Here is a 16,026-nt window from a genome sequence, read left to right as displayed (position 1 = left end):
CGTCCCACTGTCCGCGACCGGAGGTACCTGATACCGTCGGTCTCGTGAGCCACGCCACCGAAGAAGCCGCGACAGCTGACGCCACCGAGCCCGCCACGAGCACCGGTGCCGCTGGCGCAGGGGAGCGCGTGGACCGCGCCGTGGCCGCCGTCCACGGGGCGCCCGACGGCCGGTCGACGCGCTGGGACGACCACCGCGCCGCGCGTCGTGTCGAGCTGGTCCACGCCGCCCGACGTGCCGTCCACAAGGTCGGCCCCGAGGTGTCGATGGACGAGATCGCGACGCACGCAGGGACGTCGAAGTCGATCGTCTACAGGTACTTCGTCGACAAGCCCGGTCTGCAGCAGGCCGTCGGAGAAGCCGTGGTCGCGCAGATGCGCGAGGCGCTCACCTCCGCTGCCCGCACGGCCTCGACGCCGCGTGACGCGCTGCGGTCCATGGTCGCCGTCTACCTCGAGATGATCGAGCACTCGCCGAACGTCTACTACTTCGTGACCAGGACGGCCCCCGGGTTGCCCTTCCTCGACTCGGTCATCGAGATCGTCGCGCTGCCCTTCGCCCAGGAGATGGACGCAGACCCCGTCGACGCCGCAGCCTGGGGCGCCGGGGCCGTGGGCTTCATCCGGGGGACGGGCGAGTGGTGGATGTCGGCGCGCGACGCCCCCGACGCCTTGAGCCGCGACGAGGTCACCGACAGGGTGACTGCCTGGCTCTGGGGAGGCCCTGTCGGGGTCCTCGCCCGCGGACGCCGCGCGCCCTGACGGCCCGGGCGGGACGTCCGCCCCGTCCGTCGTCACGGGCCCAAGCACCGTCGCCGGGCCGTCGACGACTCCATGAGCCCTCAGCCCTTCAACACCTCCGCCCCCCGCCCCCCGACTTCCTAGCCGTTGCGACCCTCTGTCCGCTGCGACCCTCCAGCCCTCCGACCCCCGCACCCAGAAGTCAGCTATCCCAGACACCCCAGACATCGTCGTCTGCACCAAGGAGTCCCGCCATGACCACCGTCTCGGACCGCCAGAGAACCCGACCCGCCGCCCGTCCCTCCACCCACGCAGACGGAGACCAGCCGACTGTCGACGTCCCCGGGCTCCAGACCCTCATGCTCGGCCGCTGGGCCGCGCTGCGTCGGCGGTCTCGCGAGATCGGGGCCGACCCGCGCTTCGCCAAGGTCGAGGGCGCGAGCATGTCCGACGCGCGTGAGCGGGTCATCGGCCAGCTCACGCTGCTCGTCGAGGAGGCCGAGGTGCTGCGGGCCTTCCCCGAGCGGCTCGGGGGCTCCGACGACGCGGGTGGCAACATCGCGGGCTTCGAAGAGCTGCTCGTCGCCGACCCGTCGCTCCAGATCAAGGCCGGCGTCCAGTGGGGGCTCTTCGGTGCGGCGATCTTGCACCTGGGGACCCCCGAGCAGCACGACAGGCTGCTGCCCGGCGCGATGAGCATCGACGTCCCCGGGGCCTTCGCGATGACCGAGACCGGGCACGGCTCGGACGTCGCGAGCATCGCGACGACAGCCACCTACGACGAGAGCACCGAAGAGTTCGTCCTCCACACGCCCTTCCGGGCGGCATGGAAGGACTATCTCGGCAACGCGGCCCAGCACGGCACAGCGGCCGTGGTCTTCGCCCAGCTCGTCACCCACGGCGTCAACCACGGTGTCCACGCCTTCTACACCACCATCCGTGAGACCCTCCCCGACGGCAGCACCGGGGCGTTCGTCGACGGGGTCGGGGGAGAGGACGACGGGCTCAAGGGCGGGCTCAACGGGATCGACAACGGTCGCCTGCACTTCGACCACGTCCGCGTCCCGCGCGAGAACCTGCTCGCCCGATACGGTCAGGTCGCCCCCGACGGCACGTACACCTCGCCGATCGAGAGCCCCGGACGCCGGTTCTTCACCATGCTCGGCTCCCTCGTCCAGGGACGCGTGTCCCTCGACGGCGCTGCGGGGGTAGCCAGCAAGATCGCCCTCGCCACGGCTGTGCGCTACGGCAACGAGCGCCGCCAGTTCTCGTCCGCGACGGGGTCCGACGAGACCGTGCTGCTCGACTACGGCGAGCACCAGCGTCGGCTGCTGCCCCTGGTCGCCCAGGCCTATGCCGGGCACTTCGCCCACGACCGTCTGCTCGACCTCTTCCACGCCGTGTTCTCGGGTGAGACCGACACCCCCGAGGCCCGCGAAGACCTCGAGACCATGGCCGCGGCCCTCAAGCCGATCTCGACCTGGCGGGCTCTCGAGACGCTCCAGACAGCGCGCGAGGCCTGCGGCGGTCAAGGGTTCCTCGCCGAGAACCGGCTCGTCTCGCTGCGTGCCGACCTCGACGTCTACGTCACCTTCGAGGGAGACAACACCGTCCTGCTCCAGCTCGTGGGCAAGCGGCTCCTGGCCGACTACGCCGCAGGGTTCAAGGGCATCGACGGGGTGGGCATGGCCAGGTTCGTCGTCGAGCGGGCGGCCGACAGCGTGCTGTACCGCACACCGCTGAGCCGTGTCGCCCAGGCCATCCAGGACCGTGGCGAGGTGCGCCGTTCGGCCGGTCACCTCCGTGAGGAGCAGGCGCAGCGCGAGCTGCTCACCGACCGTGTCGACACGATGGTCGCCGACCTCGCCGCAGCCCTGCGGCCCAGCGCGAAGCTGCCCCGGGAAGAGGCTGCGGCGCTGTTCAACGCGCACCAGCACGAGCTCATCGAGGCAGCCCGGGCCCACGCCGACCTGGTGCAGTGGGAGGCCTTCAGCAAGGCCCTCGGGGACGCCGACGACCCCGGCACACAGCTGGTCCTCACCTGGGTCCGTGACCTCTTCGGCCTCTCGGTGATCGAGAAGAACCTCGCGTGGTACCTCATCCACGGACGCCTCTCGGGGCAGCGGGCACGGACGGTCTCGTCGTACATCGACCGTCTCGTCGCGCGGCTGCGGCCCTACGCGCAGGACCTCGTGGACGGCTTCGGCTACGGGCCGGAGCACATCCGCGCGACCATCGCGACAGGCGTCGAGAAGCAGCGCCAGGACGAGGCGCGCGAGGCCCGGCGGGTGGCGCGGGCGAGCGGCGAGGAGCCGGTGTCGGAGAAGTCGCTGGCCAAGAAGACCCGGTAGCCGCGGAGGGCTCGAGAGCCGTCGCGCACCCGGCCGCAGGGGGGCCGGGCGCACGACGCCGGAGCCTCCGCGCTCGACGATGTGGACGGCGGGCGGGTCGTGGGAGAAGGTGTGCACGTGCACAGACTCCCCGCCCCGCTGCTGTTCCTGCTCTCGGGGGTCTGCCAGTACCTCGGGGCCGGGATCGCCGTCGGTCTCTTCGACACCGCGTCGGCGGTCTCGGTCGGGTGGGCGCGCATCGCCGTCGCGGCCCTCGTGCTCGTCGTGTGGGGGCGTCCGTGGCGGACCCGCTGGACCCGGCAGACGCTGCTGGCCTGCGTGCTCTTCGGCGTGGTCCTGGCGACCATGAACCTCACCTTCTACGCGGCGCTCGAGCACCTGCCGCTCGGCAACGCCGTCGCGATGGAGTTCCTCGGCCCTGTCGCGGTCGCCGCGCTCACCGGGAAGGGGGTCCGCGAGCGCGTCGCCATCGCGCTCGCGCTCTGCGGTGTCGTGCTGCTCGCCGGGGTGACGGTCGACGCCGGGGGAGAAGGGGCTGTCGTCGGTCTCGTGCTGATCTTCGGGGCCGCGGCAGCCTGGGCCGGGTACATCCTGCTGGGGCGCCGGGTCTCGGCCCAGGGGACCGGGCTGGCCCCGCTCGCCCTCGCGATGGTGGCCGGCGCCCTCGTCTTCGCGCCCTTCGCAGGGCCCGGTGCGCTGCCGCTGCTCGGCGGGTGGCAGAGCGCGCTGGCGCTCGTCGGCGTCGCCGTCGCCTCCTCCGTCATCCCCTACGCGATCGACCAGGTGGTGCTCCGCAGGCTGCGCCCCGCGCAGTTCGCGATCTTGCTCGCGATCCTCCCGGTCTCGGCGCTGCTCGTCGGCGTCGTGATGCTCGGGCAGGTGCCGCACGGGCTCGAGATCGTCGGCCTGGTGCTCGTGTGCGTCGCGATCGCCCTCACGAGCCGGCCTGCTCGGCCGGTGCCGGAGGCGGCGCAGGGCTGAGGGGTCGGCGGGCTGGGTGCGGGTCGGGGTGTCGGAGACGACGCGTCCTCGGGTGCTGGCCGCGCGCCCGGGTGAGCGTGCCCCGGCGTATGCCCGGTGGACTGCTGGCACGCCCCTCAGGTCGGGTTGCAGCGGGCGAGCGCGTACTCGACGAGGCTCACGGCTGGTCGCCACGGCTCGAGGTTCCAGGTGGCCTTCTCCCGCGCGCCGAGCAGGTGGCACTGCAGCTGTTCCTCCATGCCCGGAGTGTCAGCCGTCGGGTCTGCGGCCAGCAGGTCGGCCCACGCGAAGACGCTCCCGGTCGCCCCGGAGACCCGGCCCCAGTCTGTCGGGGTGACCGCGAGCGACCGCCCACCCTCGCGCTCTCCCCACGAGGTCGACGCGACGACGGAGGTGCCCAGGTGCGTGGTCACGACGAGCGGGAATGCCGTGGGGGCGACGTCGCTGAGGTCGAGGACGAGGCGTGATCCGTCGTCGTCGGCTGACCAGCGGACTGGCGGGTGGGACCCGTCGGGCGCGGTGCCTTCGGGGGACGACAGACCGAGCACGAGCCTGCCGTCGGGGCTCGTGACAGCCGCCGAGCGGTCTGCTTCGCTGCGGGCGGCGCCGCCCGCTGCGGCAGGGACGTCGAGGGAGACGGAGGTCTGCGGGTTGGGGAGCGTGAGGGTCAGGACGGCGCCGGTGTCTGCGTCCGGGACTGAGGAGACCGTCGTAGGCTCGCCGGTCCCCGGGCCCGAGCCCGTGCCCGCGGTCTCGTGGTCGAGGACGACGGCGCCCGACGACACGTCTGCGTGCACGACGAGGGCCGGACTTGCGGTGGTCGTCTCGCTCGACGGGCTGGTCGTGGAGGCCTCGGTCGGCGCTGGGGTGGGGCCCGGGGTGCCGGGCTCGGTGGTCGGCTCGCCGGTCGACTCTGCGCTCGGCGACGACGTAGTGGAGGGCGAGTGCTGGTCCGGCGAGCCGCCGCAGCCCGCGAGGAGCGCCAGGACGAGGAGGGCGCTCGCGGCCGTGCCTGGCGCTGTGGCGGACCCGGCTCGTCGGGCCGCGCGGGTCGGTCGGGTCACGCGGGTCTCCTCCTCGGCGGTGCGCTGACGGCAGGGTGCTGTCGGACTGGGTGCGTGCTCAGACCGGGCGTGCGACCGGGGCTGCGTGCCTGAGTGCTGAAGCGCCTGGTGGGGCGTGGTCGCGCCCCACGACTCTAGCGACGCGACCGGGAGGACCTGTGGAGAGGACGGCCAGGTCGGAGGTCAGTGCCAGGTCGCAGGCCAGTGATGTGCGCCACCTCTGGAAGCATCCGCACCCGCCGACGGTTGGCACCTGCGGGTCGTCGCGGTGCCGACGAGCGCCCAGCAGCGCTCCAGGTGCCCACCGCAGCGACGACGTCATCTCTCCCCGACGAACGGACCACCCATGACCGACCTCTTCACCCCCGTGACCTTCGGTGCGCTGACGCTCGCCAACCGCGTCGTCATGGCGCCTCTCACGCGCATGCGCTCGGGCTCTGAGGGCATCCCGGGCGACATCGTCGTCGACTACTACGCGCAGCGCGCGAGCGTCGGCCTCATCGTCAGCGAGGGCACGTACCCGACGCACGCCGGTCAGGGCTTCGTCGGTCAGCCCGGCCTCGTCACCGACGCCCAGCTCGCCGGGTGGCGCCGCGTCACCGACGCCGTGCACGAGCGTGGCGGCCAGATCGTCGCGCAGGTCATGCACGCCGGTCGCGTCACCCACCCCGCGATCAACGGCGACCGCCAGGTCGAGGGCCCCAGCGCGATCGCCATCGACGGCGAGACCCACACCCCCGCGGGCAAGGTCGCGTACCCCGTGCCGCACGCCCTCACGGTCGACGAGATCCACGGCATCACCGAGGCCTTCGTGACCGCGAGCCGCAACGCCGTGGAGGTCGGCGGCTTCGACGGTGTCGAGCTGCACTCCGCCAACGGGTACCTGCTCCACGAGTTCCTCTCGCCGGCGTCCAACCAGCGCGAGGACGAGTACGGCGGCTCGGTCGAGAACCGCGTGCGCTTCGTGGTCGAGACCGTCCGTGCCGTGGCCGAGGCGATCGGCGCCGACCGCGTGGGCATCCGCATCTCGCCCGAGCACAACATCCAGGGTGCGCTCGAGACCGACGCAGCCGACGTCCAGGCCGTCTACGGCAGCCTCGTCGACGCCCTCGCGCCGCTCGGGCTGGCGTACCTGAGCATCCTGCACAAGGAGCCGACAGGTGCTCTCGTCCGCGACCTGCGCACACGCTTCGGCGGGTCGACCATCGCCAACTCCGGCTTCGGTCTCATCACCAGCCGCGACGAGGCCACCGAGATCGTCGTCGCAGGGCACTCCGACGCCGTCGCCGTCGGCCGCCCCGTGATCGCCAACCCGGACCTCGTCCGTCGCTGGCAGGAGGGCCGCGAGCTCAACGAGCTCGACCAGGCCACCGTCTACGCCTCCGGCCCCGAGGGCTACACCGACTACCCCGCCCTGACGGACTGACGGGGACCCACCTCCCCGCCGAAGTCGTCGTCCTCACGCCGAGGTCGCACGCCTGACACCGAGGTCGTACAGACACGCCGGATAGTGCCCGGACGGGCATGATCTGGCGTGCCCGTACGACCTCGTTCGTGTCCCTGCGACCTCGGGAGGGTTCTGCAGGTGGCAGGTGGCAGGTGGCCGGGTGCTGGCTGCCGGGACTCAGCTCTTGCCGAAGCCTGCTCGGCGCAGGGCCTCGGCCATCGCACTCTCCGGAGCGGCCTGCCGTCCGTCTCGGCGGCGGTCGCCTCCTTGTACGGGTCGGTCCTGGGGTGTGGCCCCCTTGCCGTCGCGACCCTTCGCCGACCTGTCGGACGCCGCGCCGCCCTGCTCCGGACGGCGGGTCGCTGCGGCGTCCCGGGAGCCTCTGCTCCTCGGCGCGCCTGCGCCGCCGCCCGTGCCGCCGCCTGCCCCGGTGCGGATGGCCGGGTCCGCCTCAGCCCCGCCAGCTCCCGGGACCGGGTCGTCGAGGCGGAGCGTCAGCCCGATCCTGCCGCGGCGGACGTCGACGGTCAGCACCTTGACCCTGACCACGTCGCCCGGCTTGACGACCTCGCGGGGGTCCGAGACGAACCTGTCCGACAGGGCCGAGACGTGCACGAGACCGTCCTGGTGGACGCCGACGTCGACGAAGGCACCGAAGGCCGCACAGTTGGTGACGACACCTTCGAGCACCATGCCGGGGACGAGGTCGGCGACCTTCTCGACCCCCTCGGCGAAGCGCGCCGCCGCGAAGGTCGGGCGAGGGTCTCGACCGGGCTTCTCCAGCTCGGCGAGGACGTCGAGGACCGTCGGCAGACCGTGCTTCTCGTCCACGAAGTCGACGGGCTGCAACCCGCGCAGCACCTCGGTGCTCCCGATCAGATCACCGAGACCGCACCCTGCCTTCTTCGCCATCGCGCGCGCCACGGGGTATGACTCGGGGTGCACGGCCGAGGCGTCGAGGGGCTCGTCTCCGCCCCGCACCCGCAAGAATCCTGCCGACTGCTCGAAGGCCTTCGGGCCCAGGCGTGGTACGTCCTTGAGCGCCCGGCGCGAGGGGAAGGCGCCGTGGGCGTCGCGGTGCGCGACGATCGACTCCGCGAGCGAGGTCCCCAGGCCCGACACCCGTGCCAGCAGGGGCACAGACGCTGTGTTCACGTCGACCCCGACACCGTTCACGGCGTCTTCGACGACGGCGTCGAGCGACCGTGACAGGTCGCCCTGCGGGAGGTCGTGCTGGTACTGCCCGACACCGATCGACCTCGCGTCGATCTTGACGAGCTCGGCGAGAGGGTCCTGCAACCGCCGCGCGATCGACACCGCGCCGCGCAGCGAGACGTCCATGCCGGGCAGCTCGGCGCTCGCGTAGGCAGAGGCGGAGTACACCGAGGCGCCGGCCTCGGACACCACGACCTTCGTCAGGCCGGGGTGCTTGCCGACCAGCTCGCCCGCCAGCCTGTCGGTCTCGCGGGAGGCCGTGCCGTTGCCGATCGCGACCAGCTCGACCCCGTGCGTGGTCACCAGCGCAGACAGCGTCGCGAGGGACTGGTCCCAGCGGCCCGAGCCCTGGTGCGGGTGGATCACCGCGGTGTCGACGGCCTTGCCCGTCGCGTCGACCACGGCGACCTTCACGCCGGTGCGGAAGCCCGGGTCGAGCCCGAGCGTCGGGCGTGGCCCGGCCGGGGCGGCGAGCAGCAGGTCTCGCAGGTTCGCCGCGAACACGCCGATCGCGTCGGCCTCGGCGCGCTCGCGCAGCCGCAGGCGCAGGTCGACGTCCACGCGGATCCCGACCCGCCCGCGCCAGGCGAGCCGCACGGTCTGCGCCAGCCACGCGTCGCCCGGGCGCCCGGCCGCCGAGATGCCGAAGCGCGCGGCGATGGTCCGCTCGTAGACGGACTGCTCACCCGCCGGGCGAGCCCCGTCCGGCTGCGGGTCGGGGTCGACCTCGAGGGTCAGCACGCCCTCCTTCTCGCCGCGGAACATGGCCAGGATGCGGTGCGAGGGCGCCCTGGTGAGGCGCTCGCGGTGGTCGAAGTAGTCCGAGAACTTCTCGCCCGCGGTCTCCTGACCGGCGACCACGCGGGCGGCGAGGTCGCCGGTCTTCCAGGCGCGCTCGCGCAGCTCGCCGACGAGGTCGGCGTCCTCGGCGAAGCGCTCCACGAGGATGGACCGCGCCCCGTCGAGCGCCGCCTGGCGGTCCGCGACGCCACGGTCGGCGTCGACGAAGGCCCCGGCCTCGGACTCCGGGTCGCGTCCGGGCTCGGCCAGCAGGAGGTCGGCGAGCGGCTCGAGACCGGCCTCGCGGGCGATCTGCGCGCGCGTGCGCCGGCGCGGCTTGAAGGGGAGGTAGATGTCTTCCAGCCGGGACTTGGTCTCGGCGGCCATGATCGACGCCCGGAGCGTGTCGTCGAGCTTCCCCTGCTCCTCGATCGAGGCGAGGACCGCAGCGCGCCGGGTGTCGAGCTCGCGCAGGTAGCGCAGCCGCTCGTCGAGGGTGCGCAGCTGGGCGTCGTCTAGGCCTCCCGTCGCCTCTTTGCGGTAGCGGGCGACGAAGGGCACTGTCGCGCCCCCGTCGAGCAGGGCGACCGCGGCGGAGACCTGGTGCTCGCCGACGGCGAGCTCGTCGGCGATGCGGCGCGAGACCGTGGGCAGGGTGGAGATCGGCATGAAGGAATTCTGCCTTGCTGCCCGGTTGCTCGCGGACCTGCTCAGGCCCCCGGCGTGGTCCGGGCGACGAAGCGGGAGTCGTCGTTGACGTAGGCGTAGTAGAGCCCGATGAGCAGACCGCCGCCGAGGAGGTTGCCGAGCAGGGCGATCCCGAGGTTGCCGGCCGCCAGCCCCACGTCGATGCCGTCCTGCAGGCCGACCACGAAGAACAGGACCGTGTTGGCGACGGAGTGCTCGAGGCCGAGGAAGGCGAAGACGAAGACGCTGATCACCATGACGAGGCACCGGGTGAGGTCGTCCTTGATGATCCCGTTGTAGACCAGCAGCATCGCGATGTTGATCATGAAGTTGCACAGGACAGCGCGGATCAGCAGGTCGGTCCAGCCGGTGACCCCCTCGGTGAGGTACCCGAGCTTGTGGTCGACGGCGTCGGTCATGAGCTCACCGGTCGCCCCGGAGGTCAACGACGAGAACCTGAACAGGACCGCCACGAGCAGGCCGCCGACGATGTTGCCGACGTAGCACAGGCCGAGGATCCGCAGGGCCTTCCCGACGGTCGTGCGCCGGTGGTAGAGCCCGATCGACACGATCATCATGTTCGAGGTGAGCAGCTCGGACTTGCTGTAGTAGATGAACACCAGGGCCCACCCGAAGAACAGCGCACCGACGATCTTGCCGACGAGGTAGAGGCCGTCACCGGCCTCCTCGAAGGCCGCGATCACGGCGAAGTTCACGCCGTACATGAGGCCGATGATCACCCCGGCCATGGCCGCGCGCATGAGGTACTGGCGCACGAGGGCGCTGCTCATCGCGGTCTTGGTCTCCAGCGCCTCGAGGACCGTGGAGATGAAGTGCTTTCCCGGGAACAGGGAGGCGTTGTCCAGCATGGACACAGAGTCTCATGCCGGGGCGGCTGTGGGGGGTCGGAGGTGCGGAGTGCGTGCTGGCACCTCGGATCCCGGTGCAGCCGGTCAGTCGATGCCGAGGAACCGTCGGGTCCCCTCGACCCCGGCGTAGCTCACGTCGAGGCGCTGCTCGGCCGGGCGGGCCTCCCACGCCTCGCGGCGCATCCTGTAGCGCAGCTTCTCGGCAGGTGCGCCCTCGCGCACCTCGGTGCGGGCTCCGTCGCGCTCGTAGCCGACCTTGCGGGTGACGGCGTTCGAGGCGGGGTTGTCCTCCCACGCGCTCGTGGTCGCCGCGCGGGCACCGAAGCCGTCGAAGGCCAGGTGCAGCGCGAGGTGCCGCATGGCCGTCCCGATCCCTGCGCCCTGGTGCTCGAGGCCGAGCCACGAACCGGTCTCGACGGTCCGCGTCACGAGGAACTGGTCGGTCTGGAGGGCCTGGATGCCCACGGGCACACCGTCGACGAGCACGCCGAGCTCGAGCGCCCAGGACTCCGGGGAGAGGCGTGACCTCGCGCCCCACTGGTAGGCGAGCACGCTGCGGGCGACCTCGACGGGGGTCCCACGGGTCCACGGAACGTCGAAAGGCATCGTGTCGGGGGAGTGCACGCCGCGTGACGCGAGACCGGCGAGGTCGACGACGAGCTCGTCGTCGAGGTACCTCAGCTCGAGGCTACGACCGTCGCCGAGCGCGTCGGCGGAGACGGCGCGCAAGGCGCTGACCGGCCAGAGGGCGTCGAGGGAGAGGTCGGAGATGTCGGCGTGCGCGGTCATCTGGGCACGCTAGCACTGGCGGACTGGCGCTCACGGGCGGGCGTGCGCTCAGACGGACCGGGTCGTACGGCGCTCGACGAGCGGAGTCTCGACGGTCGTGGTCTCCGGGGTCTCCCGCCCGGCGAGCGCGTCGAGGAGGAGGGCGACCGCCGCAGCCGCGATGCTCGTCGCGGGGAGCCTGACAGTCGTGAGCTCGGGGCTCACCAGCCGGGCGGTGTCGAGGTCGCCGACCCCGACGATCTCGAGGTCGTCCGGCACCGTGACCCGTCGCTCGGCCGCCACGCGGTGCAGGGCGAGGGCGAGCAGGTCGTCGTCGCACACGACGGCTCGGGCGCCGTCGTCGAGCAGGCGTCCGGCGGCTGCCGTCGCAGGCTCGACGTCGAAGGTCGCCCGCCACCGCGGGTCGGTCCGGAGCGTGACGCCGTGCTGCCGCGCCGCGTCGGCGCAGTCGGCGACCCGCGACGCGAAGACTGCCGACGGGTAGTCGGCGGCGAGGTACGCGATCTCGCTGTGGCCGTGCGAGGCGAGGAGCGCGACGGCGTCCGCGGCTGCGGCTGCGGTCGCGAGGGCGACCGACCGCATGCCGGGCTCGGGGACCTCGACGAAGACGAGCCTGTCGCGCCTGTCGCGCAGCGGCGAGCCCTCGGACAAGCGTTCCCCGCAGACGATCGCGCCTGCGAGGTGGCCCGAGGACAGCTGGTCGGCGAGCCGCTGCTCCCAGGAGTCCTCGTGCCCGCGCGTCTGGATCATCGTCAGGGCGAGGCCGTGCCCGGCTGCGGCGTCGTCGGCGGCCGAGAGCATGTGGCCGTAGAAGGGGTGCGAGGCGTCGAGGACGACGAGGCCGAGCAGCCCCGAGGTCCCGGTGCGCAGCGTGCGGGCGGCGACGTTGGGCCTGTAGCCGAGGGAGCGGGCGACCTCCTGGATGTGCGCGGCCGTCGCCGGGGCGATCCGCCCCGCAGCCTTGCCGGACATCACGAGCGAGACTGCGCTCTGCGAGACACCGGCTGCCCGGGCGACCTCCGTCGCGGTCGTCGAGCCGCGGGCAGGGCTCGTGGTTGACCGGGTTCTGGGCACGGTCCTACAGTAGCCGTCATACGTATGACGGACGCTGCGACCCAGGAGGGGACGCCCGCCCGCACCTGACGAGGAGACACGACATGACCGACGCCGCCCGCATCGCCTGGGTCGACGAGCAGTGCCGGCTCATGGCCGGCATCCGCGAGGAGATCGCCCAGACGCGCCCCTTCGACGGGCTGACCATCGGGTCCGCGATCCACCTCGAGCCCAAGACCGCCGCCCTCGTCGCCACGCTGCGTGCCGGTGGTGCCGAGGTCGTCGCGACAGGGAACCTCGGGTCCACCCAGCCCGGGACCGTCGCGCACTTACGCTCCAACGGGGTGCGGGTGGTCGGCGAGCCGACCCGCGACCGCGCCGTCCGTGCCCGGCACATCGACGAGGTGCTCGACGCCGAGCCCCAGCTGCTCCTCGACAACGGGGGAGACCTGTTCCTGCGGTACCTCGAGCGCCCCTACGCCGGGCTGCTCGGCGGCACCGAGGAGACCACCTCCGGGCGGCAGGTCCTCGAGCCGCACCGCGCGGCTCTCGGCCTGCCCGTCCTCGTCATCAACGACAGCCCCATCAAGGCCTTCGCCGAGAACCAGCACGGCGTCGGCCAGAGCGTCCTCGAGTCCTACCTGCGCTTCACCAACCGGATCACGCACGGCGAGCGCGTCGTGGTCGTCGGCTACGGGTGGTGCGGGCGCGGCGTCGCCGACACCTTCCGCAACGCCCGCAGCCAGGTGACCGTCGTCGACGCCGACCCCGTCATGTGCCTGCGCGCTCTCATGGACGGCTTCCGCACGACGTCGCTCGAGACGGCGCTCGCGGACGCCGACGTGGTCGTCACGGTCACCGGCGGCGGTCGGGTCCTCGGGCCCGAGCACACCGACCTGCTGCGCGACGGCGTGATCCTGGCCAACGCCGGGCACGAGCCCGACGAGATCGACCTCGCCGCGATCGAGGCGCAGCCCGGTGCGACGGCGTGCGAGACCCTGCCTGACGTCCGCTCGGTCACCTTCGCCGACGGTCGCACAGTGCACGTCCTCGGCAGTGGTCACATGGTCAACCTCGCCGGACCCGGCGCCCGCGGGAACTCGATCCAGTCGATGGACATCGGGTTCTCGCTCCAGACGCTGTGCCTCGCACAGGTCGCCACGGGGGCCGTGGGACCGCAGGACTGTGTCGTGCCGGTGCCGCGGGCTGTCGACGTCGCGGTCGCGGAGGGGTATCTCGCGCTCAAGGGGATGCGGTGAGAGGCCCAGGGTTTGTCCAACAGGCTTTTGGACGAGCACGGGGATCGTCTCACCGGCGTGCTGGACCATCTCGACACTCGTGAGGAGCGCCGCACGCGCGGGTGAGACGTGGCTCCCCGCCGATCCCTCCGCGGCTAAACTGGCCCTCGTCTCGGCCAGCCGTGCCCGCCCCCGCAGGGCACATACCCATGAGGGATCTGATGACCGCCCCCAGCAAGCCCACCCTTGACACCGTCGAGCACGCCGCGAGCACCCCGGACGAGGTGCAGCCCTTCGCGGCGCTGGGCCTCAAGCCCGAGGAGTATCAGCGGATCCGCGACATCCTCGGACGCCGCCCCACGGCTGCTGAGCTCGCGATGTACTCCGTCATGTGGTCCGAGCACTGCTCGTACAAGTCCTCCAAGGTGCACCTGTCGACCTTCGGCGCCAAGACGACCGACGAGATGAAGAAGCACCTCCTCGTCGGCATCGGCGAGAACGCCGGGGTCGTCGACATCGGCGACGGCTGGGCCGTCACCTTCAAGGTCGAGTCCCACAACCACCCGAGCTACGTCGAGCCCTACCAGGGTGCGGCGACGGGCGTCGGCGGGATCGTCCGCGACATCATCTCGATGGGCGCGCGCCCCGTGGCCGTCATGGACCAGCTGCGCTTCGGAGCCGTGGACCACCCGGACACCGCACGCGTCGTGCACGGCGTCGTCGCCGGCGTCGGCGGCTACGGCAACTCCCTCGGCCTGCCCAACATCGGTGGAGAGCTCGTCTTCGACAGCTCCTACCAGGGCAACCCGCTCGTCAACGCCCTGTGCCTCGGCGTGCTGCGCCACGAGGACATCCACCTCGCCAACGCCTCGGGCGTCGGCAACAAGGTGGTCCTCTTCGGTGCGCGCACAGGCGGCGACGGCATCGGCGGCGCGTCGATCCTCGCCTCCGAGACCTTCGAGGACGGTGTCCCCGCCAAGCGCCCGAGTGTCCAGGTGGGCGACCCCTTCATGGAGAAGGTGCTCATCGAGTGCTGCCTCGAGCTGTACTCGGCCAAGGTCGTCGAGGGCATCCAGGACCTCGGCGCCGCCGGCATCTCCTGCGCCACCTCCGAGCTCGCCTCGAACGGTGACGGCGGCATGCACGTGTGGCTCGACGACGTGCTGCTGCGCGACCCGTCGCTCAACGCCGGCGAGATCCTCATGTCGGAGTCTCAGGAACGCATGATGGCCGTCGTCACGCCCGAGAAGCTCGACGAGTTCCTCGCGATCACCGGCAAGTGGGACGTCGAGACGGCCGTCGTCGGCGAGGTCAACGGCTCCGGCCGCCTGACGATCGACCACCACGGCCAGCGGATCGTCGACGTCGACCCCAAGACCGTCGCGCACGAGGGCCCGGTCTACCACCGCCCCTACGCGCGCCCGGCGTGGCAGGACGGCCTCAACGCCGACACCGTCGTGGCGGCGGGCCTCGCCCGCCCGGAGACCGGCGACGAGCTCCGCGCGACGGCGCTCCGTCTGCTCGGCTCGCCGAACCTCGCCTCCAAGGCGTGGGTCACCGATCAGTACGACCGCTTCGTGCAGGGCAACACCGCCCTCGCCCAGCCCGACGACGGCGGCGTGATCCGCGTCGACGAGACCACCGGGCTCGGTGTGGCGCTCGCGACCGACGCGAACGGCCGCTACTCCAAGCTCGACCCGCGCACGGGCGCCCAGCTCGCGCTCGCCGAGGCGTACCGCAACGTCGCCGCGACGGGTGCCCGCCCGCTCGCCATCACCGACTGCCTCAACTTCGGCTCGCCCGAGGACCCGGACTCCATGTGGCAGCTCGTCGAGGCGATCGAAGGACTGGCCGACGGCTGCCAGACCCTCGGCGTCCCCGTCACCGGCGGCAACGTCTCGCTCTACAACGGCACCGGTGAGCCCGGCCAGATCGACTCCTCGATCCACCCGACGCCGGTTGTCGGCGTCCTCGGTGTCCTCGACGACGTGTCGCGCGCGACGGGCTCCGGCTGGCGCGCGGCAGGGGAGACCATCTTCCTGCTCGGCACCACCCGCGCCGAGCTCGACGGCTCCGCCTGGGCCGACGTCGAGCACTCCCACCTCGGTGGTGTGCCGCCGCGCCTCGACCTCGCAGCCGAGAAGTCCCTCGCCGAGGTGCTCATCAACGCGACGCGCGACGAGCTCGTCGACGCCGCGCACGACCTCTCCGAGGGTGGCCTCGTCCAGGGCCTCATCGAGGCCTGCCTGCGATTCGGTGTGGGTGCGAAGGTCTCGGTCGCCGGGATCACCGCGCGCGACGGCGTGAGCGACTTCGAGGCGCTGTTCTCCGAGTCGACGGCCCGCGTGCTGGTCTCGGTGCCCCGCGGCGAAGAGGTCCGCCTGGTCGACGCCTGCGTCGCCCGCGGCGTGCCGTACCTGAAGATCGGCGAGGCCGGTCATGACGTCGACGGCGTCGAGGCCCTCGAGATCGACGGGCTGTTCACCCTGCCCCTCGACGAGGCCCGCGAGGTCCACACCCGCACGCTCCCGGCGATCTTCGGCTGAGACCACGCCGCGCGAGCGGCACGCGAGACGCCCGAGGGGGCGAGGTGCAGCACTGCTGCACCTCGCCCCCTCGGGCGTCTTGGTCGCCGGCTGCCCTGCCGCTCCGCCGCCGAACCGCCGCCGAACCGCCGCCGACCTGCAGCCGACCTGCAGCCCCGTCGCCGGGCCGTCGAGATCGTGACTTAGGAGCGAGACCGACGGTTCCGAGCATCGATCTCGCTCCGAAGTCACGATCTCGAGGCTGGCTGGCTGGCTGGCTGGCTGGC

At 72.2% G+C, this 16,026-nt stretch carries 11 protein-coding genes; 6 read left to right on the top strand and 5 right to left on the bottom strand.

Going from position 1 to position 16,026, the window contains the following annotated elements; genetic code table 11:
- Positions 1 to 44: 44 nt before the first annotated feature.
- The 3 genes from SANBI_RS16960 to SANBI_RS16950 all read left to right on the top strand — a co-directional run bounded on the left by SANBI_RS16960 (position 45) and on the right by SANBI_RS16950 (position 4,072).
- Positions 45 to 761: a TetR/AcrR family transcriptional regulator gene (locus SANBI_RS16960; RefSeq protein WP_319157161.1), complete on the top strand. Its 717-nt coding sequence runs from the start codon at positions 45 to 47 to the stop codon at positions 759 to 761.
- Between the two features lie 233 nt (positions 762 to 994).
- Entirely contained in the window at positions 995 to 3,091 is a 2,097-nt protein-coding gene (locus tag SANBI_RS16955) for an acyl-CoA dehydrogenase family protein (RefSeq protein WP_319157159.1), read from the top strand.
- A gap of 117 nt (positions 3,092 to 3,208) precedes the next feature.
- Positions 3,209 to 4,072, top strand: a complete 864-nt coding sequence (locus SANBI_RS16950) for an EamA family transporter (protein ID WP_319157157.1) — start codon at positions 3,209 to 3,211, stop codon at positions 4,070 to 4,072.
- A 116-nt stretch (positions 4,073 to 4,188) separates the two neighbouring features.
- On the opposite strand, the gene SANBI_RS16945 is transcribed toward SANBI_RS16950, so the two are convergent.
- Entirely contained in the window at positions 4,189 to 5,136 is a 948-nt protein-coding gene (locus tag SANBI_RS16945) for a DUF2599 domain-containing protein (RefSeq protein WP_319157155.1), read from the bottom strand.
- Between the two features lie 346 nt (positions 5,137 to 5,482).
- Between SANBI_RS16945 and SANBI_RS16940 the strand changes: the two genes are divergently transcribed.
- Positions 5,483 to 6,562, top strand: coding sequence for an alkene reductase (locus SANBI_RS16940; RefSeq protein ID WP_179914536.1), 1,080 nt, complete (start codon positions 5,483 to 5,485; stop codon positions 6,560 to 6,562).
- 198 nt (positions 6,563 to 6,760) lie between these two features.
- Here SANBI_RS16940 and SANBI_RS16935 read toward each other — a convergent pair whose 3' ends face one another.
- The 4 genes from SANBI_RS16935 to SANBI_RS16920 form a co-directional block, all read right to left on the bottom strand.
- Entirely contained in the window at positions 6,761 to 9,247 is a 2,487-nt protein-coding gene (locus SANBI_RS16935) for a Tex family protein (RefSeq protein WP_319157152.1), read from the bottom strand.
- A gap of 41 nt (positions 9,248 to 9,288) precedes the next feature.
- Positions 9,289 to 10,134, bottom strand: a complete 846-nt coding sequence (locus tag SANBI_RS16930) for a formate/nitrite transporter family protein (RefSeq protein WP_179914538.1) — start codon at positions 10,132 to 10,134, stop codon at positions 9,289 to 9,291.
- 84 nt (positions 10,135 to 10,218) lie between these two features.
- The gene (locus SANBI_RS16925; RefSeq protein ID WP_319157149.1) at positions 10,219 to 10,923 is read right to left on the bottom strand and encodes a GNAT family N-acetyltransferase; all 705 of its coding nucleotides are present in this window, start codon (positions 10,921 to 10,923) and stop codon (positions 10,219 to 10,221) included.
- Positions 10,924 to 10,971: 48 nt separating this feature from the next.
- Complete coding sequence (locus SANBI_RS16920; RefSeq protein WP_319157147.1) at positions 10,972 to 11,997, bottom strand: LacI family DNA-binding transcriptional regulator; 1,026 nt, start codon at positions 11,995 to 11,997, stop codon at positions 10,972 to 10,974.
- An 83-nt stretch (positions 11,998 to 12,080) separates the two neighbouring features.
- On the opposite strand from SANBI_RS16920, the gene SANBI_RS16915 reads away from it, so the two are divergent.
- Both SANBI_RS16915 and purL read left to right on the top strand, forming a co-directional pair.
- Positions 12,081 to 13,235 (top strand): adenosylhomocysteinase, encoded by a 1,155-nt coding sequence (locus SANBI_RS16915; RefSeq protein WP_319157145.1) that lies wholly within the window; start codon positions 12,081 to 12,083, stop codon positions 13,233 to 13,235.
- A 200-nt stretch (positions 13,236 to 13,435) separates the two neighbouring features.
- Positions 13,436 to 15,760, top strand: a complete 2,325-nt coding sequence (gene purL / locus SANBI_RS16910; protein WP_319157143.1) for a phosphoribosylformylglycinamidine synthase subunit PurL — start codon at positions 13,436 to 13,438, stop codon at positions 15,758 to 15,760.
- Positions 15,761 to 16,026: the final 266 nt, after the last annotated feature.

It is taken from the genome of Sanguibacter biliveldensis (assembly GCF_033798665.1).
GTDB classification, from domain to species: Bacteria; Actinomycetota; Actinomycetes; order Actinomycetales; family Cellulomonadaceae; genus Sanguibacter; species Sanguibacter inulinus.
The sequence above is the reverse complement of the archived record's forward strand: the minus strand, read 5'-3'. Positions and strand labels throughout refer to the sequence as shown.

Coding starts and splice junctions, on each gene's coding strand:
- SANBI_RS16955 (WP_319157159.1), top strand. CDS start 995: ATGACCACCGTCTCGGACCGCCAGAGAACCCGACCCGCCGCCCGTCCC.
- SANBI_RS16940 (WP_179914536.1), top strand. CDS start 5,483: ATGACCGACCTCTTCACCCCCGTGACCTTCGGTGCGCTGACGCTCGCC.
- SANBI_RS16935 (WP_319157152.1), bottom strand. CDS start 9,247: ATGCCGATCTCCACCCTGCCCACGGTCTCGCGCCGCATCGCCGACGAG.
- SANBI_RS16930 (WP_179914538.1), bottom strand. CDS start 10,134: ATGCTGGACAACGCCTCCCTGTTCCCGGGAAAGCACTTCATCTCCACG.
- SANBI_RS16925 (WP_319157149.1), bottom strand. CDS start 10,923: ATGACCGCGCACGCCGACATCTCCGACCTCTCCCTCGACGCCCTCTGG.
- SANBI_RS16915 (WP_319157145.1), top strand. CDS start 12,081: ATGACCGACGCCGCCCGCATCGCCTGGGTCGACGAGCAGTGCCGGCTC.
- purL (WP_319157143.1), top strand. CDS start 13,436: ATGACCGCCCCCAGCAAGCCCACCCTTGACACCGTCGAGCACGCCGCG.